The organism is Verticiella sediminum (assembly GCF_007558815.1).
Classification (GTDB): Bacteria; Pseudomonadota; Gammaproteobacteria; order Burkholderiales; family Burkholderiaceae_B; genus Verticiella; species Verticiella sediminum.
The window spans coordinates 121,717-143,055 of the sequence record NZ_VLTJ01000004.1 but is presented as its reverse complement, the minus strand read 5'-3'; the positions used below and the strand labels follow the sequence as shown (position 1 = coordinate 143,055).

Below are 21,339 nucleotides of genomic sequence, written 5' to 3'. Positions count from 1 at the left end.
TCACTCCCTTTCCATGATCAAGGTGGCGCTGCCGTGGCGGCCGGCCAGGAAGCCGCCCAGGCCCTGGGCCAACGCCAATTGGCAGTTGGGCACCTGAACGGCCGGATGGGCCTCTCCACGCAGTTGGCGCACGGCTTCAATGATCTTGGTCATGCCGCCCCGGTTTCGTGGATGGTTGTTGCACAGGCCGCCGCCGTCGGTGTTGAACGGCAGCTTGCCCACGCCAGAGATCAGACCGCCGTCGGCCACGAACCTGCCGCCCTCCCCCTTGCGGCAGAAACCCAGGTCCTCGAGCTGCAGCAGCACGGTGATGGTGAAGCTGTCGTAGATGGAGGCGTACTGGATATCGGCCGGTTTGACGCCGGCTTCCTCGAAGGCGCGTGGACCGCTCCACACGGCGCCGGTGTAGGTGACGTCGATATCGCCGCCGTCCAGCCCCTTCAGGGACTCGCCGGCGCCGATGAGCTTGACGCGCGGGCGCTTGAGCTCACGCGCGATCTCGGGCCGCGCCAGCACCACCGCACCGCCGCCGTCGCTGACCACGCAGCAGTCCAGCTTGTGCAGGGGATCGGCCACCATTCTCGAGTTGACGACGTCTTCGACCGTCACCACGTCGCGCAGCATGGCGTGCGGATTGTGCTGGGCGTGATGCGAGGCGGCCACCTTGACCCACGCAAGCTGCTCGCTGGTGGTGCCGTATTCGTACATATGCCGCTTGGCGGACATGGCATACACATTCGCGGTACCCATGCCGTAGGCATATTCGAACGCCGCATCAGGCGCTTCGTCGCCAAAAGTGCGGGCCTGGGTGCCGCTCCAGCCACTGGAGCGGGGTTTGCCCGCCAGCGTAACGAGCGCGACATCGCACTTGCCCAGTGCGATGGCCTGCGCCGCGTGGTTCACGTGCGCCAGGTAGGACGCGCCCCCGATATCGGTCGAATCCAGATGGCGCACTCGCAACCCCAGGTAGTCGATCATCGACATGGGCCCCAGGCCCGGTGCGTCTGTGGCGCAAAAGAACCCGTCGACGTCGCGGTGCGTCAGGCCCGCGTCATCGAGCGCACCCTTGGCCACTTCCGCGTGAAGCTGTGCAAGCGATTTGTCACTCGCTTCGCGGGTGGGGTGCTCGTAAGCCCCCACCAGATAGGCTTTTCCATGGTTGCTCAATTGTCCACCATCCCTTCGTCTCGTGTCATTGATTATTTGGGTCATCCATTCTAGAACATCGGCAACCACAAGCCAAATTCCGGAATGGTTTCCCGGCACACGGTTGACGCCTGTTTTCGGCTCGCTCATAATGGCTGCGTCTAAATGGGTCACCCATTAATCGATTACTGTCAATGACCGTTCCCGTACCCATGAACCTCAGTCGCAACCTGTACAACGCGAGCGGTCTGCGCCCCTTGCTCGAGCCACGCAGCGTGGTCTGCGCCGTCATCGCAGCACCGCGCGATGCCGCGCACGTGCATCGCGCGGCCGTCGAAAGCGTGGGCATCGCAAAAGACATGACTCCCCTGGTCGTCTCCCATGGCCGGGTGGTGACGGTGGACGCGCGGATCGTCTGCAACGCTGAGGTGGAGGCGGCTCAGCAGCCGTGCGCGCATGCCGTCTGACATCTGCCTCACCGAATCCTATTGGCCGGGTGATGTCGATCAACCTCTGATCGACATCACCATCGGCGACCTGTTGCGGCAGCTCGCCGCCGAAGTGCCCCATCGCACCGCCTTCGTGGAAGCGCCGCGGCCGCCTCTGGCCACCCGGCGCTGGACCTATGCTGAGCTGCTGGCCGCTGCCGAGCGCTCGGCACGCGCGTTGTTGCGTCACTTCCAGCCTGGAGAGAAGGTGGCCGTGTGGGCGCCGAACTGCGCCGAATGGGTGCTGCTGCAGCACGGAGCGGCCATGGCCGGCCTGGTGCTGGTCACCGTGAACCCGGCGTATCTCGGAGAAGAGGTGCATCACGTGCTGTCGAGCTCCGGAGCAGTCGGCCTGTTCCATGTGCATGACTACCGGGGTGTGGACGTGGCGCACCTGGTCGGACAACTGCGTGCCCGACTGCCCGCGCTGCGCGAATGCTATGACCTCGCACGCTGGGACGACTTCATCGCGCAAAGCCTGCCGAGCATTCCCCTGCCCCGGGTCTCGCCCACCGACGTGGCGCAGATCCAGTTCACCTCGGGCACCACAGGCAAGCCCAAGGGAGCGTTGTTGCATCACCTGGGTCTGGTCAATGCGTCCCGCTTCGCGGCGCAGCGCGCCGGGTTTCCCAATGGCGGCGTATGGGCCACGGCAATGCCGCTGTTCCACGTCGGCGGCAGCGCAGGCAGCCACCTGGGCGCGCTGACCTCGCGCGGTACCTTCGTGCTGCAGCCGCAGTTCGATGCCGGCGACATGCTGCGCATCGTCGAAAGCGAACGAGTCAACCACATCCATGGCGTCCCGACCATGGTGATACGCATGCTCGAGCACCCCGACCGCTCGCGGCGCGACCTGCGCTCTCTACGCACGCTCATGAGCGGCGGCTCCCTGGTGCCAGACTGGCTGGTGCGGCGCGCGCGCGAAGAGTTGGGCAGCCGCTTCACCATCACGTACGGGCAGACCGAAGCCAACGGCGTGATATGCCAGACCTCGCCCGACGACACGCTGGAGCGCCAGACCACCAGTATCGGCCGCCCGACGCCGCGCGCGGAACTCAAAGTCGCGGACCCAGCCAATGGCGCGGTACGTCCCGTCGGCGAGCCGGGCGAAATCTGGGTGCGCGGCTATCAGGTCATGCACGGCTACTTCTCGTTGCCGCCCGGCGTGGAAGACGCCGTCACCGCCGATGGCTGGCTGCGTACGGGCGACGTGGCCGCCATGGACCATGAAGGGTATCTGCGCATCACCGGTCGGCTCAAGGATTGCGTCATCCGTGGCGGAGAGAACATCTATCCGATGGAGATCGAGGAAGTGCTCCGACAGCATGCCGCCGTGCAGGATGCGCAAGTCGTCGGCGAAGCCGATACCCAATGGGGCGAGGTCGTCGCCGCCGTGGTCAAACTCGAACCAGGCCTTGCACGTCCATCTGCGTCGCAACTGTATGAACACTGCCGCGCCAGACTGGCTGCCTACAAATTGCCGGTGCGCTGGTACTACGTGGATGCCTTTCCGACGACCAGCTCCGGAAAGATCCAGAAGTACGTGCTGCGCGAGCAGATCAGCCTGCGTGGCCTCGCGCCGGAGCCTTTCGAGAAGCCGTCGCGCAACCAGGCGCAGGATTGAATCACGGATGGGACGGGGGCTGCGCGCCCCCGCCATCACCGCTCGGCCTCAGAACGCGTGCCGCATGCCGATGGCCAGCCCCGTTTGATGGGTCTTTCCGGCGGCCAGAGTATAAGGCGGGCCTCCAGCCTCGCCATGCGAACCGAGGTTCAGGGCACCGTTCCTGGCATGGGCCGCCAGAGCATACAGATTGGTCCGCTTGCTCAGTTTGTAGGTGCCGCGCAGCACGTACTGCTGCCAGGTATCGTCGGTGGTGCCAAGGTATCCCGCGGGGCGGGAACGAAATTTCTCCCGGTAGTAGGCGAGCTCGGCGGTTGCGGCCGGGGTCACGTCGTAAGCGAAGGCGAGCGCGTACATATGGCTCTTGATGTCGCTGTCCGCCACCTGCTCCACCGTGCGATATCGGTACATGGCGCGCAAGGTGGCGTCGCCGAGCCGCGCATGGGCGCCGACGAGATAATTGTCGGTGTCGCCCACGGCGCTGTTGACCGGGCCGCGCACAAGGTCGTATGCGGCGACGGCACCCCAGACGCCGGAATCATAGCTCGCGGCGGCGCCTGCCGATCCTGTCGGGCTCGCGTTTGCCGAGATCTGGTCGGCCTGGTTTCGAAAGGCGTAGTAGCCCATGACCCGAACTCCGCCGAAACGGCCGGAATAGCGAACGGCATTGTCCGCCCGTACCGGCACGAGCCGGCCGCTGGGCGAATACTGGGGCGAGAACCCCAGCGGATCGAACGGCGTTGCGAGCAGGAACGACGAAGTGTACTGACGGCCGAAAGTCAGCTCTCCCCAGCTTCCCGCCAGACCCGCGGCGGCCGTACGCTGAAACAGGCTGGCGTCGCCCTGGCCGGAACGTATGCTGAAACCGCTCTCCAACTGAAAGACGGCTTTCAATCCGTTGCCGAGGTCTTCGCTGCCGCGCAGGCCCCAGCGGGTGCCGCTTTGCCCTCCGGAACGCATCCCCGTGCTTCGCCCGCCAGGAGCGTTGTCGAAGGATTCGATATTGACATCGACCAGTCCGTACAGTGTGACGCTGCTCTGCGCCGTCGCCAGGGCTGGCCCTGAAGACCCTGCAACGACAGCGCACAGGAGGATTTTCTTGATCGTCATGATGGTGGCCTGGGCCGGCCCGCGGCTGCGGGCGGCGCCAAGTGTCTCCTTTTGTTTTTGAGCCCGACATTCGGCGCGGGCGAACCGTCCCGCCCCGGCCGAGCTTGCTGCCGGCCGAGTCGGTGATCAGTAGATGAACGATGCGCACTCCGGCCCCGAAAGGCTTCGGATCATCCAACGCTCAGGGGAGTGCAATCACGTCATTCAGCCCCGTGGCTGAGCGCGGCCGCGTGCCGGTGAGACGCGCGAGCGCTTCGACCAGGCATTCATTGCTCTGGCTTGATGTCCAGGGCATGCACCAAGTCGTCCCAGGTCTTCATGTCTGCCAGGATCTCTTGCCGGAACGGCTCGGGGCCACGCCAATTGACCACGACATCACGGTCAGCCCACTCAGTGCGGAAATCCGCGTTCTGCGCTACGGCTTGCGTCGCCAGTGTCAGACGTTCGAGCACGGCTTCAGGAGTCCTGGCAGGTGCGAACACTCCGAGCCAGGTGCCGGGCCATCGATACGTTGAGAACCCCTGTTCGAGCAGGGTGGGAACATTCGGGAACGATGGGCTACGAGTGGCGGACAGATTACCGATAGGCTTGAGCTTGCCCGCCTGAGCCAACGACTTGACACTCGGCACCGAGAAGAAACCGCCCTGAGTCTGGCCGCCCACGACGTCGGTAATGGCGGGGGCTTCGCCTTTGTAGACGATCACCGGTATATCCAGCCCTTCGTCCTTCAAGATCGCCTGGCTGAAGACGGCGCCTGCCGATCCCGCGGCATATGTGCCTACGGACCAGTTCTTTGCGGCTCTTGCTTCAGCCAGAAACTCACCCATATTGGCGGCCTTCACCTGGGGATTGACGGCAAAGATCAGCCCGGTCGCGCCCAGTTGCGCGACAGGCGCGAAATCATTGATGACATCGTAGGGAAGCGTGCGTACCAGCGACGGGATCTGGATATGCGTGCTCGTCGTGAACAGCAGCGTATAGCCGTCAGGCTCAGCGTTGGCGACGGCCGTCGCACCGACCTGCGTATTTGCGCCAGGCCGGTTCTCGACGAGGACAGACTGGCCGAGTTCGGTGCCGAGCCTGGCCGCGAACAATCTCGCCCATGCATCCGTCCCGCCGCCAGCGGCGAACGGCACGATGAGCCGGACCGGACGCTCCGGATATGCCGCCGATGCAACGGTCGTACCGGCCAGTGCTAGCAGCAACAACGCCGCCTCGACGGTCCGCTTGAAGGGGTTCAAGTTGGTCTCCTTTTTTTGTGCTTGTCACCGTCCCTCTCCATCCCTGCCTTGTCTCGGCTCGTTAATGGATGACCCATTTTCCATGGAGTCCGCGCAGGCTGTCAAGGGTTTGCGCCATGGAATGGTTTTTCTCGGCACAATGACGCCAGGCACCGCACATCAATGGGTGACCCTAATGACAGCCGAATGACAGAATGCGGGAAGCGTGCCGGCACTGCTGGACCGGCGTAGGACAGGCGCGGCGTGTTCAGTCAGCGCAAAACGACGAACCCCCTGCTCGCGAGAGACAGGGGGTTCGTCGTTTCCGGGCTGCGCAAGCGCACAACCGCGGCATCCGGCGGCGGGGCTGGTGAACCCCGCGACCCAAGATCAGCGGAAGCTGTCCATCAGGTTGTTGTCGTTGTCGCTGCCGGACCCATAGCCGTACGAATCGGTGCCGTAGGAGCTGTCCAGGTTGATCTGCACGGTGTCCGGATCGACCTGCGACAGGTCGTCCTTGTAGTGCGTCACCAGGCGGGGGAACAGCATGACCACCGCCACCATGAAGAGCTGGATGCAGATGAACGGCACCGAGCCCCAGTAGATCTGGCCGGTAGTGACCTTGTCGATCTTCTTGTGGGTGATCTTGTCGATGTAGTCCTTCTTGGGCGCCACCGAGCGCAGGTAGAACAGCGCGAAGCCGAACGGCGGGTGCATGAACGAGGTCTGCATGTTGACCGCCAGCAGCACGCCGAACCAGATCAGGTCGATGCCCATCTTGTCGGCCACCGGACCGAGCAACGGCACGATGATGAAGGCGAGCTCGAAGAAATCCAGGAAGAACGCCAGCAGGAAGGTCATGACGCTGACGACGATCAGGAAGCCCCATTCGCCGCCCGGCAGGTCGATGAGCAGGTGCTCGACCCAGAGATCGCCGTCCACCGCGCGGAAGGTCAGGCCGAACACCGTGGAGCCGACCAGGATGAACACCACGAAGCAGGTGAGCTTGGTCGTGGTGTCCATGGCCTGCTTGAGCAGAGACCAGGTCATGCGGCGACGCGCCATCGCCATCAGCAGCGCGCCGACCGCGCCCATGGCGCCGCCCTCGGTGGGCGTGGCCACGCCGATGAAGATGGTGCCGAGCACGAGGAAGATCAGCGCCAGCGGCGGGATCATCACGAAGGTCACGCGCTCGGCGATCTGCGAAAGCAGGCCCAGCTTGAAGATCCGGTTCACGCCGGCGATGACGAAGGCAGTCACACCCCATACCAGCAGGCTGACCACGATGACCTCGTCGACCGGCGTGGTGTCGTCGAACTCGAAGCGGCTGAAGACGTAGGCAATGGCCACCGAGACCAGCATCAGCACGATCAGCGAACGGTTGCCCGAGGCGCCGTTGGGCTCGCGAAAGGCCCTCGCCTCGGCCGGCATCGCGGGCGCCGCCTGTGGCTTGAGGTAGGCCACGATCACGATGTAGACGATGTACAGGCCGGCCAGGATGAAGCCCGGCAGGATGGCGCCGCGGTACATGTCGCCGATCGAGCGGCCGAGCTGGTCGGCCAGGATGATGAGCACCAGCGAGGGCGGGATGATCTGCGACAACGTGCCCGAGGCCGCGATGACCCCGCTCGCGAGCCGCCGGTCGTAGCCGTAGCGCAACATGATGGGCAGCGAGATCAGGCCCATCGAGATGACCGAGGCCGACACCACGCCGGTGGTCGCCGCCAGCATGGCGCCGACCAGCACCACCGCGATCGCCAGGCCGCCGCGCAGCGGGCCGAAGAGCTGGCCGATGGTCTCGAGCAGATCCTCGGCCATGCCGGAACGCTCGAGGATCAGCCCCATCAGGGTGAAGAACGGCACCGCCAGCAGCGTGTCGTTGGTGATGATGCCGAAGACGCGCTGCGGCAGGGCCTGGAACAGCGCCGGCGTCAGCATGCCCAGCTCGATGCCCACCAGGCCGAAGAGAATCCCGTTGGCCGCCAGCGCGAAGGCCACCGGAAAGCCGAGCAACAGGAAGCACACGAGCACCCCGAACATGACCGGGGCAAGGTTTGCGGCGATGAATTCCATTTAGCGACTGCCTTGGCGGGTGGTGTCGGTGACGGCGATGGCGTCCACAGGGGCGCCCGTGCCGCGCTCGGCGGCCTCGCGGGCGATCTCGGCCGCCAGCACTTCTTCGGCGGTCGGACCATCGCCGCGGTCGCGCGGGTCGGGGCACCGCCCCGCCAGGAAGCCGATGCACTTGATGAGGTGGGAGATCCCCGCCAGGACGAGCAGGAAGAAGCCGACCGGGATGAGCAGCTTCACGGGCCAGCGCACCAGGCCCCCCGCGTTGGAAGACTGCTCATTGGTGAGATAGGAATCCATGAACATGGGCCAGGACAGCCACATGATCCAGATCGCCATCGGCAGGAGGAAGAACAGCACGCCGAAGATCTCGATGTAGATCTGCTTGCGCTGGCTGAGCTTGCTTGCGAGGATGTCGACCCGTACGTGCTCGTTGCGCAGCAGGGTATAGCCTGCCGCGAGCAGGAAGATCGCGCCGAACAGGTACCACTGCACTTCGAGCCATGCGTTGGAACTGGTATGCCAGACCTTGCGCACGACCGCGTTGCCGGCACTGATGAAGACGACGATGAGCGTGACCCACATGACGGCCTGGCCCACGCGTTCGTTGATCGCGTCGATCAGGCGCGATAACGCTAAGAGGGATCGCATGAAGACTCCTGAAGGTAACCAGCTGCAACATGACCGGATCGGATCGCGACTCGGCCACCAGCGTAAGCGGCCGGCGGATAACAGCGCAGGATACCGATAAGCGCAATTCGACGCGCCTAGGGATTGCCCGGGTTAGTACCCGAAGCGGTGCGGACGGGCGACAATTATAGACACGGGCGGTGACGCTCTTTTGCCGCTGGCGCCGGCGCTGGCCCCCCGCCGGGGCCGGTACCGGTGCCCGGCGGGGCGGGCCGGCCTCGCCCCCTCCTGCGCCGCCAGCGGGCTTGCGGCCGGCCCGCCGGGTGCGCGATTTGCTGCGAGCCGCAGTCGAACTTTTTACGGAACTCCTCATGAAGAAGACCCTGCTCTGCGTCCTGTTCGCCACCTTTGCCGGCACCGCCGCGGCCGCGCCCGTCACCTACAAGATCGACCCGCAGCACACTTATCCCAGCTTCGAGGCGGACCACCTGGGCGGCCTGTCGGTCTGGCGCGGCAAGTTCAACCGATCGCAAGGCAGCGTCGTGCTCGATCGCGAGGCGAAGGAAGGCACGGTGCAGATCGAGATCGACATCAGCTCGATCGATTTCGGCAACGACGAACTCAATCAGCACGCCCAGGGCGCCGAGATGTTCGACGCCAAGCAGTTTCCCACCGCCACCTACAAGGGCCGCTTCAGCGACTTCGATGGTGACGAACCCGAGGAAGTCGAGGGCGAATTCACGCTGCGCGGCGTGACCAGGCCGCTCAAGCTCGAGATCGAGTCCTTCAAGTGCATGCAGCACCCGATGGAGAAGGTCGAAGTGTGCGGCGCCGACGCGCGCGCCAAGTTCGACCGGGGTGACTTCGGGCTGAACTTCGGGCTGGACATGGGCTTCAAGCCCGACGTGGAGCTGCGCATCCAGGTCGAGGCCCTGCGCGAGCCCTGAACGTCGTCCGTCGAACGAGCGGACGCGGCTCTCCCGGCGAGCGGCCTTGTGCCGCCGTCCGGGCTATCTTTGCGCGGCGCACGCCGCCAGGTAGTCGCGCCAGGCTTCGGGACGGCCGAGGAAGGGCCCGAGCTGCAACAGCCGCTCGGGCCGGCCCGTCACGGCCAGCACCGCGCACGGAAAGCCCTGGCCGCCCGCTGCGGCGAGCCGGGCGCGCGCTTCGGCGATATGGGCGATAACGGGCACGCCCGCCATGTCCTCGTAGGCCGCCGCGTAGGCATCCGGGTCCAGGCCCAGCATGCAGGCGATCTCGGCCAGCACGCCGGGCGCCGCAACCCGCTGCCCGTCGACGAAATGCGCGCGCTGCACGGCGGCCAGCATGTCGTGGCCGCGCCCCAGCGTCGTCGCCGCCAGCACGGCCGCCGCGGGCGGCGCGGAATCCAGCACAGCCCCCTCGTCGTACAGCAAGCCGGTGAAATAGCCGTCGCCGAAGCGCTGGCCGGTGAGCCGGGCGATGTGCTGGTCGTGCGGCAGCACATATTCGCGCCAGGCGCGGTCGACCTGCCGACGCGTAGGCCCGGTGAGCATGCCGCCGCAGTGCAGCACAAGCTCCAGGCCAGGCAAGGTATGCGCCTCGGCGAGTAACGGGGCCGCTGCATAGCACCAACCGCAATAAGGATCGTAGATGTAGTGCAGGACAGGGGAAGCCATGCTGGCTCCGCAGCGTAACGTCGTGCGCCAGCATACGTTACAGAAACTGATACAAAAACCCGATAACATGCAACTATTTGTTGCATATTTTGATCAAATGGATAGGCTGGAATCGGTCCGCGTCTTCGTCGCCATCGTGGAGCACGGCAGCCTGTCGGCGGCGGCCCACGCGCTGGACATGTCGCGCGCCATGGTCACGCGCCATCTCGCGCACCTGGAATCCTGGGCGGGCGCACGCCTGCTGCATCGCACCACACGCCGCATCGGGCTGACCGGCGCGGGCGAAGCCACGCTCGCGCGCTGCAAAGGCCTGCTCGCGCTGGCGAACGACGTGCCGCTGCCGGAAACCCAGCCTGCGGGCGATGGCCAACTGCAGGGCCTGCTGCGCATCACCTGCCCGCGCATGCTGGCGGCTCGCGTGCTGGCCCGCGCCATCGCCGACTTCCAGCGCCGTCACCCGCGGGTGCGCATCGACCTGCAGGTGTCCAACGCCACCGTCAACCTGGTCGAGGAGCGCATCGACCTCGCCTTGCGCATCACCCGCGAGCCCGCGCCCGGGCTGATCGCCCGTCCGCTGGGCGACTGCGCCTCCGTGATCTGTGCGGCGCCGGGCTACCTTGCCAGCCGGGGCACGCCGGCCGGGCCGCTCGAGCTCACGGCGCACAACTGCCTGGGCTATCAGTACTTCGGCCACGCGCTTTGGCATTTCACGCACCCCGACGGCGAGCTGGCCGTGGCCGTCGAGGGCAACCTGAGCGCCAACGAATCCGACGCCCTGCTCGCCGCCACCCTGGCCGGCGCCGGCATCTCGCAGCAGCCGCGGTTCGCCGTCGCGCCACTCATCGCCCAAGGCCGCCTGATCGCGCTGTTCCCGCACTACCGCCCCCGGCTCATGCGCCTCTATGCGGTGTACGTCTCACGCCGCAACATGCCCGCGGCGCTGTCGCGCCTGATCGCATTCCTCGCGGACTGGCTGCCCGCCGATCCGGTCTGGCGCGACGCCGCCTAGCGCCGGCCGCGCATGCTATACACGGAAGCCTGGCTTCGAGGGACCCATGCGCCCACAACACGACATCCAGCTACTGCGCACCATCGACCTCAACCTGGTGGTGGCCCTTGCCGCCCTGCTGCGCACCCAGGGCGTCACACGGGCGGCGGACCAACTGGATGTCTCGCAACCGGCCATGAGCCGCATGCTCGAACGCCTGCGCGCACAATTCGGCGACCCGCTGCTGGTGCGCGTGGGCAACGACATGGCGCTCACGCCGCGCGCGCGTGCGCTCCTGCCGACGCTCGACACCCTGCTCGCGCGCATGAGCGGGCTGCTCTTCGATGCCGGCATCTTCGATCCGGCGCACAGCAACCGGCACTTCGTGATCGGCTGCAACGACTACCTGCAACTCACCTTCGCCGCGCCGCTGCTGCGCCGGCTGCGTTCGATCGCGCCCCACGTACGGCTGGATCTGCGCCCGGTGACCGTGATCGGCGACGACACCGAACTGGCCGATGGTACGGTGGACCTCAAGCTCGGCACCGCGAACCCTGCCCGCGACCTGGTGCGCACGCACTACCTGTACAGCGACATGTTCGTCTGCCTGATGCGCCGCCGCGGCGACGGGCGCACCGCGCCCATCGGCCTGGAGACGTTCTGCGCCACGCCGCAGCTCTCGGTCTCGCCGTCGGGGCAGGGGCTGTTGTCGCAGATGGTGGACGCCCAGATCGCCCATCTGGGCGGACGCCGCAACGTGGTCGCCACCGTGTCGAGCTTCCTGTCGGCGCCCGCGGTGATCGCGGATACCGACCTCATCTGCGCGATGCCGGGCCGCATGGCGCACCTGCTCAACCTGCCTCCCGGGCTGGAAATCGTCACGATGGGCTTCGAGCCGCCGCGGCTCGACGTGCTGATGTACTGGCACAACGTCGCCCAGCACGACCCCGGCAGCCGCTGGCTGCGCGAACAGGTCGTGGCCTGCGCGCACACCTTCAGCCTGCCGAACGCCTGAGCGGGGAGCACACGAGCCACGCGCGCGTGGCCCCCTGCACCGGGTGCGCCAGATCCGCCAGGGCGATCCGTCGGTCAGAATCGATACTTCGCGCTGAGCAGCCACGTGCGCGGCTCGCCCCAGTGCACGCCATTGTAGAAGCCGACGTTGCGGTAGTAGTGCTTGTCGAACACGTTGTTCACGTGCAGCGCGGCCGAGAAGTTCTCGGTGAAATCGTAGCGCGCCATCAGGTTGACGAGCGCGAAGCTGCCCTGCTCGATCCGCGCGGTCTGCGTGACCGGCGTCCCGTTCGCATTGAAGGCACCCGTCGGCCGCGACGCATTGGCCCAGATCGCGCTCTGCCAGGTGACGCCGCCGCCCACGGTCAGGCGGTTCCAGTCGCCGGGCAGGCGATAGCTGGTCCACACCCTGAGCAGCCTGACCGGGCGGTTGCCCTGGATCTGGTTGCCGTCGGCATCGCGCACCTTGGTGTAGGTGAAGCCGGCCGCAAGGTTCCAGTTGTCGGTGACCTGGCCCTGCAATTCGGCCTCGAAACCACGCACCTTGTTGCCCTTGCCGGTGCTCTTGTAGGGCTGCGAGCCGTCCGGCAGCAGGAAGTGACCGCTGCTGTCGTAGCCCTCGGGCGGGTCGGCGGGGTCGAAGCTGCCCGGGGCCAGGTCGCGCGAGTCGTCGAGCTCGGCGAGGTTGTCCTGTTTGCCGCCGAACACCACGAACGCGGCATTCATGCGGCCCTCGAACAATTCGCCCTTCAGGCCCAGCTCGACGTTATTGCCGGTAACCGGATCGAGGAAGGCGTTATCGGCGTCGCGCCGGTTCTGCGGCTTGAAGATGTCGGTATAGCTGCCGTACACCGACCACTGCCGGTTCAGGTCCAGGATCACGCCGGCATAAGGCGTAAGTTCGTTGTCCACCGAATAGCCGGTGGCCGAGGCATAGCTGCCGCCGTTGCTCACGTTGTAGTTGCGGGTTTCGGCGCGCCAGTTGCTCAGGCGCGCGCCGACGATGACGGTGAGCGGGTCGGCCAGGCTGAAACGGCCGGCGGCATAGGCGCCGCGCTGGCGGGTCTCGGTTTCGGACTGGTTGAAGTCGTACACCGTGACGCCGTACTCGGGGATGTCGGGGTCGAAGTTGCGCCAATCCGGCACCACCGTGTAGCTGGGCGGCATGGGGTCCATGACCGAGTACGGGCTGTCCTGCACGCTGCGGCTGCTGGTATAGCCGAAGACGAGTTCGTGCCGGCGGCCGAAAAGCTCGACCGGGCCGCTGGCGTTCAAGTCCAGGGCCTGCGTGGTGATGTCGTATTCCGCGCCGCCGCCGGTCCACGCGCTGATGCCCGTGCCGTCGGCCTTGGGATAGCCCGAACCGGCGAACCAGCGCTTGCCCGAACCCGTCTTGACGTCGTGGATGTAGCCGCCGTTGAGTTGCCAGCCGTTGTCGAAGCGGTGTTCGATGGTGCCGAAAGCCTGTTTCTGCACCAGCGCCCACGACGCCCAGGCGGGCGACCAGTTGGTGTTGCGCGGCAGGTTGGCGAGCGAGCCGTCGGCCATCCAGTAGGGTACGGTTCCCCAGGTGACGCCGTAGGTGCGCGGGGCCTGATAGTCGTAACCCACCGACACCGTGGTGCGCTCGCCCACGTCGGCTTCGAGCACACCGTACAGCACCTTCTTGTCGAGCGTATAGCGATCGCGGAAGGCATCGGCTTTCTCGCGCACCGCCACCAGGCGCCCGCGGATCTTGCCGTCGAAGGCGATCGGGCCGGAGAGGTCGGCCTCGACGCGACGCGTGTCCCAGCGCCCAAGCGTGGCGCCCACGCTGGCCTGGAAGTCCCGCGTCGGTCGCTTGCGCTGCAGGTTCACCGAGCCGCTCGGATCGCCTGCGCCGGTCATCAGGCCGGTCGCGCCGCGCACGATGTCGATACGGTCATACACCGCAGGGTCGGGGTTGAGCGAGATGTAGCCGTCGCCCTGCACCAGCGAGATGCCGTCGATCTGGTAGTTCGAGATGGCGTAGCCGCGTGAAGAGAAGCTCGTGCGCTCGGTGTCGTTCTCGGTGGCGTAGACGCCGGTGACCTGGCCCAGCGCCTGGCGCACACTGGTCGAGCCCATGTCCTCCAGGCGCTGGCGCGTCAGCACCGTCACCGACTGCGGCGTTTCGCGCAGCGAGCCGGACAGGCGGTTGGCCGCCCGCGTGGCGGGCGCCAGGTACGAGCCCGAGTCCTCCGTGACCTCGCTGCTGCCCGTCACGGTGATTGCCGCCAGCGTGCTGACCGCGCCGCCGGCCTCGGGCGCGCGGCGCCGCAGCGTGTAGGCGTCCAGGCTGATGGCGACGGCGTCCAGGCCAGTGCCCGCCAGCAGGATCTGCAATGCGGCCGGGACGGTCTGCGGCCCCTGCACACCGGCCGTGCTGACGCCCTCCAGCAGCTCCGGCGGCGCACTGACGCTCACGCCGGCCGCGGCGGCGAAACGCTGCAATGCCGCGCCGAGCGGTCCGGCGGGAATATCGTAGCTGCGCACGGCCGCCGCCGCGGCCTGGACCGGGGCGGGCAAAACGGCGCCGGTCGCGGCACCGGCCGCAGCGACAACGTGCAGAGCAAGGCAGACGGCACGCCGGCGCGGCGTGCCGGCCAGCGCCGAAACCGGCGCATGGGGTCGGACGGGGGACATCCAGGGACTCCTAGTCGAGGTGAATGTCCATAGGACACGCGAGCCGGCGCAAAGGGGCCAAGCCAACGCTGCAGCGCTCAGGCACGCTGCCCGCGCGGGCTGATCCGCACCCAATAGCGCGTGAAATGGTGTACCTCGACCGGCAGCACCGCCGGGAGCATGGCCAGCACGGCATCGGTATCGGCCAACTGAAAGCCACCCGACAACCGCAAAGCGGCCACCTCGGAGGCGCACTGCACCCAGCCGGGCCGGTGACGCGACAGCTCGGCGAGAAAAGCGTCCAGCCGCATCGCATCGGCGGCGAGGATGCCGTGCACCCAGTCCGCGGCGCCCTGGATCGGCCCGGCGGGAGACACGCCCGCGTCGGTGACCCAGACCTGGGTATGGGCGTGCACCCGGACGAACGCGGCCTGCGTGACCGCGCGGGCGAACAGTTCGCCGTCGCGCACCGCGACCTGCGTACCTCCCTCATGCAGACGCACCACGAAGCGGGCGGCGTCGACGCGCAGCTCGCACTGTTCGGTGCGCACCTGCAGCGGCGCCGCGGTGGTCACCATCATGTCGCCGCAGCGCAGCCACAACCAGGGGCCGTGAGCATCGGCGCCCGTCTCGACGGTGCTGCCCGCGTTCAGGTGGACACGGGTGCCATCGGCCAGCGCATACTCCCGGCGCTCGCCGGTGCCGGTGGACCAACGGCGCGAGTCGCCCTGGACCAGCCTGGCCGTCCCGCCAACCAGCGCGCCGACGGCGACCAGGCGCAGCAGCGCGCGCCGCCCTACACGCTGCGGACGCCGCAGCACCGATCCCGCGAACGCCGGCAGCGCCGCGGCCTGGCGGCTGACCTTCGCTACCCGCTCCCAGGCCGCGGCATGCAAGGCATCCTGCTGGTGCCAGCGCGTCCAGGCGTCCCGCAGCGCGGCGTCCTGCGGCGCGTCCGCCAGGCGCACGAACCAGCTCGCGGCGGCCTGCACGGCGTTGCGGAATGCCGCATCCTGAGCCGGCGGCCCCTCGGCCCCGGCGCCTGGAATCGCGCCGCCTTCGGGCGGCCGGGCGGCGGCGCTTGGGCCTGGGCCCTCCTGTCGCTCGCGCGACATCCTCCCCACGGGAGGAATCGCGCCGCCTTCGGGCGGCCGGGCGGCGGCGCTCAACGCCCCTCCAGCAAAGCGCACTGCACGAGGGCCTGGGCGGCGTAGCGTTTGACGCTGCGCAGGCCGACGCCGAGTTCGTCGGCGATGGCGGCGTAGGTGAGGCCTTCGATCTGGGAGAGGACGAAGACAGCGCGCACCTTGGGCGGCAGTCCGGCCAGCATGGTGTCCAGGGCTTGCAGGGTCTGCAGGATGGCGACCTGCTGCTCGGCGCTGGGCACTTCCACCGATGGCATGAGCGCGAGCTGCTCTGCGTAGGCACGTTCCAGCGAAGCGCGCCGCTGATGATTGAGCAGCAGGCGGCGCGCGATGGTCGCGAGGTAGGCGCGCGGTTCGCGTACCTCGGCGGCAGCGGCCGGCGCGCACAGGATGCGCACGAAAGTATCCTGCGCCAGGTCGCCGGCGTCGAACGCATTGTCCAGGCGTCGGGCCAGCCAGCCGCGCAGCCAGCCGTGGTGGTTGTACAGGGATTCGGCGTTGCGCAGCGCGGCGCTCGAGGGTAGGGACACGGCCAGTTCTGGAATGGGACGGCGCATCGGTTCCGGCGATGGCAGCGCGACTGGCGCCGCGCCCACTCATCCGTGTCGAGATGACCCGCCTGACAATGTAATGAGAATCATTATTGATTCCATTATAGAAAAGTTCTGCCGGTTGTGGCACGAAGCGACAAACCGCAAGTTCAGTGAACGGGTTTGTTACGAGCCGCCCCGGGGGATGACACGACCGGAGCCGGCGCGGCGTGGAGATCGCTGGCGGCGTACCCTGGCGCGCAGCGCCATCCAGCCCGGCGTTTACGCCGGGCGAGGACGCGACGGTTTCTTCCCTTCGCTGGGACTCAGCCCGATACGCCGGTCAGATGCTCCCAATGAGCCGCGCCGCCGCGCAGGATGGCGCGCTCGCCCAGCCAGCGCGCCCACTGCGCCTCGCCGCCGCACTCCGCGCGCCAGGACCACAGCCGCCGCGTGGCGAAATGCAGGCTGTGCTCGTAGGTGAAGCCCATGGCGCCGTGCACCTGGTGCGCCATGGCCGCCACCTCGCCGGCGGCGCGCGAAGCGGTGACCTTGGCCACCGCCACCGCTTCGTCCCAGACCGCCGTACCGGCGGCCTCGCAGGCCTGGGCCACCGCCATGCGCGAGGCCACCACGTGGTTGGCCACCTGGGCGACGAGGTGCTGGATCGCCTGGAAGCGGCCGATGGGCCGGCCGAACTGCACCCGTTCATTGGCGTAGGTCACGCACTGGTCGAGCACGCGCTCCAGGGCGGCCTGGATGGCGATCGCCCGAAGCTGGGCGCCCACCACCTGCGCACTCTCGCCGGGCAAACCCGGCACGCGGGCGAGAATCCGGGCCTCGCGCAGACCCAGCACATCGCGTGGCTCGCCGGCGATGTTGGCGCGGACGTCCACGCTCGCGCCCGCGAGATCGACCAGCAGCCAGCCGGCATCCTCGCTCCACAAGAGCGCGCGCGCGGCGTGCCGCCCCCACGGCAGCGACACATTGCCGCTGCAGCCATCGCCCAGCACGGCGAGCCCGCCGGCGTCGCCCAGCGTCCATACCGCGTCGGCCGGCACGGCGCCGAACGCGCTTCGGCTGTCGGGCACGCGGTGCAGCATCCAGGCGCAGGCCACGCCTTCCAGGAAGGGCACCGGCGGCAGGTGGCGCTGGGCGGCCAACAGCACCGGCATCGCCTCTGCCCAGGCCAGCCCGGCTCCCCCCGCCTCCTCGGGCACGAGCAGGTTCTGCAGCCCACTGTCGCTCACGGCCTGCCACAGTCCGGCCTGCCAGCCGCCGGCTTCCGCCGCCTCCTGCAGGTTGCGGGACACCTCAGCGCCGAACAGGCGCTCTGCGCTGTCCGCCAGCATTTCAGCCATGTCGTTCATCTCAGTTTTCTCATAGCGTTGGCGCCACCCACGGCGCATGAAAGTACGCCGCCCCATCCAGGGCACAGCGGATCCGGCTTCGCCAGTCCGCCAGTGCCGCTCCGCCGGGGGCACGCGCGAGCGCGTCGGGGGGAGCCTTCACCTCAACCCCATGCCCTTGGCGATCATGCCGCGCAGAATTTCCCGCGTTCCCCCGCGCAGCGAGAAGGAAGGCGCGACCTGGGTCATGTAGGTGTGCACCCGACCCAGCGCCGTGTCGTCCATGCCGGGCACGGGCGCGAACAGGCGATGCGCGCGATCCGGCAGGCTCTGCTCGAAACTGGTGCCCATGTCCTTGACGCTCGCCGCGGCGTACTGCGGGCTCTGCCCCTGCTGCAGCATCCATGCGACGCCGCGCGACATCTGGCGCAGTACCGACATTTCCGCCACCGCGTAGCCGAGTTCGGTCGCGTGGCGCGGGTCGGCCACGTCGGCCGCATCCAGCATGGCGACCAGCAGGCGGTAGCTGCTCAGGTAGCGCTCGGGGCCGCTGCGCTCCAGCGCAAGCTCGGCGGTCACCTGGCGCCAGCCGTCGCCCGGCGCGCCGATGAGCATGGCATCGGGCACGAAGACATCGCGCAGCACGACTTCGTTGAAATGCGCGCCGCCTTCCAGGTTGCGGATCGGCCTCGCCTCGACGCCCGGGCTCGTCATGTCGATCAGCAACTGCGACAGGCCCGCGTGCTTGTCCGCCTCGTGGTCGGTGCGCACCAGGGCGATCATGTAGTGCGCCTGATGCGCGCCGGAAGTCCAGAGCTTGGTGCCGTTGACGCGCCAGCCGCCGGGCTCCGGCACCGCGCGCGTGCGCACCGAAGCGAGGTCCGAGCCGGCATCGGGCTCGCTCATGCCGATGCAAAAGCGCAGCTCGCCGCGCGCGATGCGCGGCACGATGGCCTCGGCGACCTCGGGCCGCGCGTAGCGCATCAGGAGCGGCCCGCTCTGGCGCTCGGCCACCCAGTGCGCGCCCACCGGCGCGCCGGCCGCCAGCAGCTCTTCGAGCACCACGTAGCGCTCGAGCGCGCTGCGCTCGCCGCCGCCCAGCCGCTTGGACCAGGTCATGCCCAGCCAGCCGCGCTCGCCCAGCGCCAGGCTGAACGCCGGGTCCGAACCGCCCCAGGATTTCGCGCGCAATTCGGCCGGCATGCCGGCAAGCGCTTCGCGCAGAAACGCGCGCACCTGCAAGCGCAGGTCGTCGCAATCGACGTCGGGCGGCGCGGGCTGTATGACCACTGCTTGAGCCGTGCTCATCGTGTACTCCTCGTCTGTGCTTCTTGTCCATTCATGCTAGGGGGCGACGCGGCATGCGGCCATGCCGCGGGCGGCATATCGGTCATGCGCGGGACACATGACGGATATGCGGACCACGGCATGGCCCCTGCGCCACCGTGCGGATAGGCTGGAAAAAAGAGGAAGGCCCACGCCGCGCCTTCGGCTGACAAGAAAAACACAACCCACTCCAGGAGACCCGCATGAAAAGGTTCGGTGCTTTGCTCGCTATCGCCATGGGCTGCATCGCCGCGGCGCCGGCTTCGGCCGCGAGCTATCCCGACAAGCCCATACGCTTCATCGTTTCGTTCCCCCCCGGCAGCGGTGCGGATACCAGCGCACGCTTCTATGCCCGCGAGCTGGAATCGCGCGTGGGGCAGACCGTGGTGGTCGAGAACAAGCCCGGCGGCAACAGCTTCATCGCCGCGCAGACCGTGACGCGCGCGCCCGCCGACGGCTACACCCTGTTCTTCTCCAGCAATTCGCCGGTGACGACGAATGTCGCGACATTCAATGAACTGCCCTACGACCCGGTCAAGGAACTGACCCCGGTGGCGCGCCTGAGCATGGGCGTGATGGCCGTTGCCGTGCCGGGCGACGCGCCCTACCAGAGCTTCGCGGAGTTCGTCGAGACCCTGCGCCGGAACCCCGGCAAGTTCAACTACGGCAGCGGCAGCGCGTCCTACCAGATCGCCACCGAGCTGTTCCTGCACCGCGCGGGCGCCAAGGCCACGCATATCCCCTACAAGGGCGCGGCGCCCGCCCTGGTCGATCTGGCCGGCAAGCAGCTCGACTTCGTGTTCGCCGACCTGGGCGCCGTCATTCCGCACCTGCAGTCCGGCGCGCTGCGCATGCTGGCACAAACCGGAGACCAGCGGCTCAAGGCCTATCCCGACACGCCCACCCTCGCCGAGACCTTCGACGACTACTACATGGTCAACTGGACCGGCGTGTTCGCCCCCGCCGGCACGCCCGAGCCCGTGGTGACGCGGCTGGAGCAGGAACTGCTCGCCATCGAGGCCACGCCGCAGGCCAAGGAAATGCAGGATCGCCTGAGCAGCATGGGCTTTCCAGCCGACCGCAAGCAGTTCGCCCGGTTCCAGCGCGAGGAAATCCAGCGCTGGGACAGCGCGCGCGAAACCGCAGGCATTCCCAAGCAATGAGGCAGCCCATGAACCAAGACCCGACGCCGCCGCGGCGCCAGCCGCTGGCCGGCATCACCGTCCTCGACCTCGGCCAGATCTACCAGGCGCCCTACTGCGGGCTGCTGCTCGCGCTGGCCGGCGCCGACGTCATCAAGATCGAGCCGCCGCACGGCGAGCCGGTGCGCTCGCGCCGCGCGGCGTCCCTGCCGCTGGCCATGCTCAACTCGAACAAGTCCGGCATGACGCTGGACTTGAAGAACCCGAAGGGGCGCGAGGTGTTCCTGCGGCTGGTCGAGCAGGCCGACGTGGTGATGGAGAACTTCATGCCCGGCGTGATGGAACGCCTGGGCCTGGGCGCGCAGACGCTGCTCGAACGCAACCCGCGGCTGGTCTATGCCTCGGCCTCGGGCTACGGCAGCAGCGGGCCGAACCGCGACCTCCTGGCCATGGACCTCACTATCCAGGCCATGAGCGGCACCATGCACGTAACGGGCTATCCGGACCGCCCGCCCGTGAAGGCCGGCCCCGCGCTCTCGGACTTCCTGAGCGGCACGCACCTGTACGGCGCCATCCTCACCGCCCTGTTCGATCGCGAGCGCACCGGCAAGGGCTGCATCGCCGAAGTGGCCATGCAGGACACCATGTATCCGGCGCTCGCCTCGAACCTGACGCTGTACTACGAAGGCAAGGACACCGTACGCACCGGCAACCGGCACGGCGCGCTGGCCATGGCCCCCTACAACACCTACGAGGCGAGCGACGGTTACGTCGCGGTGATCTGCGTGACCGAAGGGCACTGGCGCGGCCTGGTGCAGGCCATGGGCCGCCCGGCGCTGCTCGACGATCCGCGCTATGCGAGCCATGCGACGCGCTGCCAGATCATGCAGGAGGTCGACGCCGTGGTGAACGACTGGACGCGCGAGCGCACGCGCGAAGCCGTGATGCAGGCCTCGCGCGAGTTCCACTTCCCGTGCGCCCCGGTACGCACGCTCGACGAGGTGGTGCACGACCGCCACATGCACGAACGCGGCATGCTGCAGTATGTCGAGCACCCCGAGCTCGGCCGCGTGGTCCTGCCGCACAGCCCCTTGCGCTTTGCCGACGTACAACCCGCACCGCTGCGCCCGAATCCCGAACTGGGCCAGCACAACCGCCAGATCCTGCGCGAGCGCCTGGGCCTGGACGATGCCGCCATCGACGCGCTCGCCCAGGCTGGCGCCTGGTGAGCACGGCCGCTTCTCCAAGGAGTCTGC

18 protein-coding genes are annotated in these 21,339 nt (G+C 67.7%); 7 read left to right on the top strand and 11 right to left on the bottom strand.

What is annotated here, in order from left to right; genetic code table 11:
• A complete protein-coding gene (locus tag FOZ76_RS02430) occupies nt 1-1,167 on the bottom strand; it encodes a thiolase domain-containing protein (protein WP_143946601.1) in 1,167 nt (388 codons plus the stop codon).
• A 173-nt stretch (nt 1,168-1,340) separates the two neighbouring features.
• On the opposite strand from FOZ76_RS02430, the gene FOZ76_RS02425 reads away from it, so the two are divergent.
• Together FOZ76_RS02425 and FOZ76_RS02420 are read left to right on the top strand one after the other, a co-directional pair.
• Complete coding sequence (locus FOZ76_RS02425; RefSeq protein WP_143946534.1) at nt 1,341-1,613, top strand: hypothetical protein; 273 nt, start codon at nt 1,341-1,343, stop codon at nt 1,611-1,613.
• A complete protein-coding gene (locus FOZ76_RS02420) occupies nt 1,603-3,258 on the top strand; it encodes an AMP-binding protein (RefSeq protein WP_211365951.1) in 1,656 nt (551 codons plus the stop codon). The genes FOZ76_RS02425 and FOZ76_RS02420 overlap by 11 nt, the downstream gene beginning before the upstream one ends.
• 48 nt (nt 3,259-3,306) lie before the next feature.
• Here FOZ76_RS02420 and FOZ76_RS02415 read toward each other — a convergent pair whose 3' ends face one another.
• The 4 genes from FOZ76_RS02415 to FOZ76_RS02400 form a co-directional block, all read right to left on the bottom strand.
• Entirely contained in the window at nt 3,307-4,368 is a 1,062-nt protein-coding gene (locus FOZ76_RS02415; RefSeq protein WP_143946533.1) for a porin, read from the bottom strand.
• Nucleotides 4,369-4,634: 266 nt separating this feature from the next.
• Nucleotides 4,635-5,609: a Bug family tripartite tricarboxylate transporter substrate binding protein gene (locus tag FOZ76_RS02410; RefSeq protein ID WP_143946532.1), complete on the bottom strand. Its 975-nt coding sequence runs from the start codon at nt 5,607-5,609 to the stop codon at nt 4,635-4,637.
• Between the two features lie 369 nt (nt 5,610-5,978).
• A complete protein-coding gene (locus FOZ76_RS02405; protein ID WP_143946531.1) occupies nt 5,979-7,661 on the bottom strand; it encodes a TRAP transporter large permease in 1,683 nt (560 codons plus the stop codon).
• Nucleotides 7,662-8,309: a TRAP transporter small permease subunit gene (locus FOZ76_RS02400; RefSeq protein WP_143946530.1), complete on the bottom strand. Its 648-nt coding sequence runs from the start codon at nt 8,307-8,309 to the stop codon at nt 7,662-7,664.
• Between the two features lie 350 nt (nt 8,310-8,659).
• On the opposite strand from FOZ76_RS02400, the gene FOZ76_RS02395 reads away from it, so the two are divergent.
• Complete coding sequence (locus FOZ76_RS02395; RefSeq protein WP_143946529.1) at nt 8,660-9,235, top strand: YceI family protein; 576 nt, start codon at nt 8,660-8,662, stop codon at nt 9,233-9,235.
• A gap of 63 nt (nt 9,236-9,298) precedes the next feature.
• On the opposite strand, the gene FOZ76_RS02390 is transcribed toward FOZ76_RS02395, so the two are convergent.
• Nucleotides 9,299-9,946, bottom strand: coding sequence for a DsbA family protein (locus FOZ76_RS02390; RefSeq protein ID WP_143946528.1), 648 nt, complete (start codon nt 9,944-9,946; stop codon nt 9,299-9,301).
• Between the two features lie 97 nt (nt 9,947-10,043).
• Here FOZ76_RS02390 and FOZ76_RS02385 point away from each other — a divergent pair, with 97 nt between their 5' ends.
• Both FOZ76_RS02385 and FOZ76_RS02380 read left to right on the top strand, forming a co-directional pair.
• Nucleotides 10,044-10,955 (top strand): LysR family transcriptional regulator, encoded by a 912-nt coding sequence (locus FOZ76_RS02385; protein WP_143946527.1) that lies wholly within the window; start codon nt 10,044-10,046, stop codon nt 10,953-10,955.
• Between the two features lie 46 nt (nt 10,956-11,001).
• Nucleotides 11,002-11,949 carry a LysR family transcriptional regulator gene (locus FOZ76_RS02380; protein ID WP_143946526.1) on the top strand — a complete coding sequence of 316 codons (948 nt, stop codon included), beginning with the start codon at nt 11,002-11,004 and terminating at the stop codon, nt 11,947-11,949.
• A gap of 74 nt (nt 11,950-12,023) precedes the next feature.
• Here the strand turns inward: FOZ76_RS02380 and FOZ76_RS02375 are convergent, their stop codons facing one another.
• The 5 genes from FOZ76_RS02375 to FOZ76_RS02355 all read right to left on the bottom strand — a co-directional run bounded on the left by FOZ76_RS02375 (nt 12,024) and on the right by FOZ76_RS02355 (nt 18,923).
• Nucleotides 12,024-14,612 (bottom strand): TonB-dependent siderophore receptor, encoded by a 2,589-nt coding sequence (locus tag FOZ76_RS02375; RefSeq protein WP_143946525.1) that lies wholly within the window; start codon nt 14,610-14,612, stop codon nt 12,024-12,026.
• 77 nt (nt 14,613-14,689) lie between these two features.
• Nucleotides 14,690-15,760 carry a FecR domain-containing protein gene (locus FOZ76_RS02370; RefSeq protein ID WP_143946524.1) on the bottom strand — a complete coding sequence of 357 codons (1,071 nt, stop codon included), beginning with the start codon at nt 15,758-15,760 and terminating at the stop codon, nt 14,690-14,692.
• Nucleotides 15,757-16,266, bottom strand: a complete 510-nt coding sequence (locus FOZ76_RS02365) for a sigma-70 family RNA polymerase sigma factor (protein ID WP_246129255.1) — start codon at nt 16,264-16,266, stop codon at nt 15,757-15,759. Before FOZ76_RS02365 ends, FOZ76_RS02370 begins: the two co-directional genes overlap by 4 nt.
• Before the next feature lie 326 nt (nt 16,267-16,592).
• Nucleotides 16,593-17,636, bottom strand: a complete 1,044-nt coding sequence (locus tag FOZ76_RS02360; RefSeq protein WP_143946522.1) for an acyl-CoA dehydrogenase family protein — start codon at nt 17,634-17,636, stop codon at nt 16,593-16,595.
• Between the two features lie 138 nt (nt 17,637-17,774).
• Entirely contained in the window at nt 17,775-18,923 is a 1,149-nt protein-coding gene (locus FOZ76_RS02355) for an acyl-CoA dehydrogenase family protein (RefSeq protein ID WP_143946521.1), read from the bottom strand.
• Nucleotides 18,924-19,144: 221 nt separating this feature from the next.
• Between FOZ76_RS02355 and FOZ76_RS02350 the strand changes: the two genes are divergently transcribed.
• Nucleotides 19,145-20,104 carry a Bug family tripartite tricarboxylate transporter substrate binding protein gene (locus FOZ76_RS02350; protein ID WP_143946520.1) on the top strand — a complete coding sequence of 320 codons (960 nt, stop codon included), beginning with the start codon at nt 19,145-19,147 and terminating at the stop codon, nt 20,102-20,104.
• Between the two features lie 8 nt (nt 20,105-20,112).
• Entirely contained in the window at nt 20,113-21,312 is a 1,200-nt protein-coding gene (locus FOZ76_RS02345; RefSeq protein WP_143946519.1) for a CaiB/BaiF CoA transferase family protein, read from the top strand.
• Nucleotides 21,313-21,339: the final 27 nt, after the last annotated feature.

Excerpts from the sequence above, each read along its gene's own strand:
- FOZ76_RS02425 (WP_143946534.1), top strand. The coding sequence starts at position 1,341 with ATGACCGTTCCCGTACCCATGAACCTCAGTCGCAACCTGTACAACGCG.
- FOZ76_RS02420 (WP_211365951.1), top strand. The coding sequence starts at position 1,603 with ATGCCGTCTGACATCTGCCTCACCGAATCCTATTGGCCGGGTGATGTC.
- FOZ76_RS02415 (WP_143946533.1), bottom strand. The coding sequence starts at position 4,368 with ATGACGATCAAGAAAATCCTCCTGTGCGCTGTCGTTGCAGGGTCTTCA.
- FOZ76_RS02405 (WP_143946531.1), bottom strand. The coding sequence starts at position 7,661 with ATGGAATTCATCGCCGCAAACCTTGCCCCGGTCATGTTCGGGGTGCTC.
- FOZ76_RS02400 (WP_143946530.1), bottom strand. The coding sequence starts at position 8,309 with ATGCGATCCCTCTTAGCGTTATCGCGCCTGATCGACGCGATCAACGAA.
- FOZ76_RS02395 (WP_143946529.1), top strand. The coding sequence starts at position 8,660 with ATGAAGAAGACCCTGCTCTGCGTCCTGTTCGCCACCTTTGCCGGCACC.
- FOZ76_RS02390 (WP_143946528.1), bottom strand. The coding sequence starts at position 9,946 with ATGGCTTCCCCTGTCCTGCACTACATCTACGATCCTTATTGCGGTTGG.
- FOZ76_RS02385 (WP_143946527.1), top strand. The coding sequence starts at position 10,044 with ATGGATAGGCTGGAATCGGTCCGCGTCTTCGTCGCCATCGTGGAGCAC.
- FOZ76_RS02380 (WP_143946526.1), top strand. The coding sequence starts at position 11,002 with ATGCGCCCACAACACGACATCCAGCTACTGCGCACCATCGACCTCAAC.
- FOZ76_RS02375 (WP_143946525.1), bottom strand. The coding sequence starts at position 14,612 with ATGTCCCCCGTCCGACCCCATGCGCCGGTTTCGGCGCTGGCCGGCACG.
- FOZ76_RS02360 (WP_143946522.1), bottom strand. The coding sequence starts at position 17,636 with ATGAACGACATGGCTGAAATGCTGGCGGACAGCGCAGAGCGCCTGTTC.
- FOZ76_RS02355 (WP_143946521.1), bottom strand. The coding sequence starts at position 18,923 with ATGAGCACGGCTCAAGCAGTGGTCATACAGCCCGCGCCGCCCGACGTC.
- FOZ76_RS02350 (WP_143946520.1), top strand. The coding sequence starts at position 19,145 with ATGAAAAGGTTCGGTGCTTTGCTCGCTATCGCCATGGGCTGCATCGCC.
- FOZ76_RS02345 (WP_143946519.1), top strand. The coding sequence starts at position 20,113 with ATGAACCAAGACCCGACGCCGCCGCGGCGCCAGCCGCTGGCCGGCATC.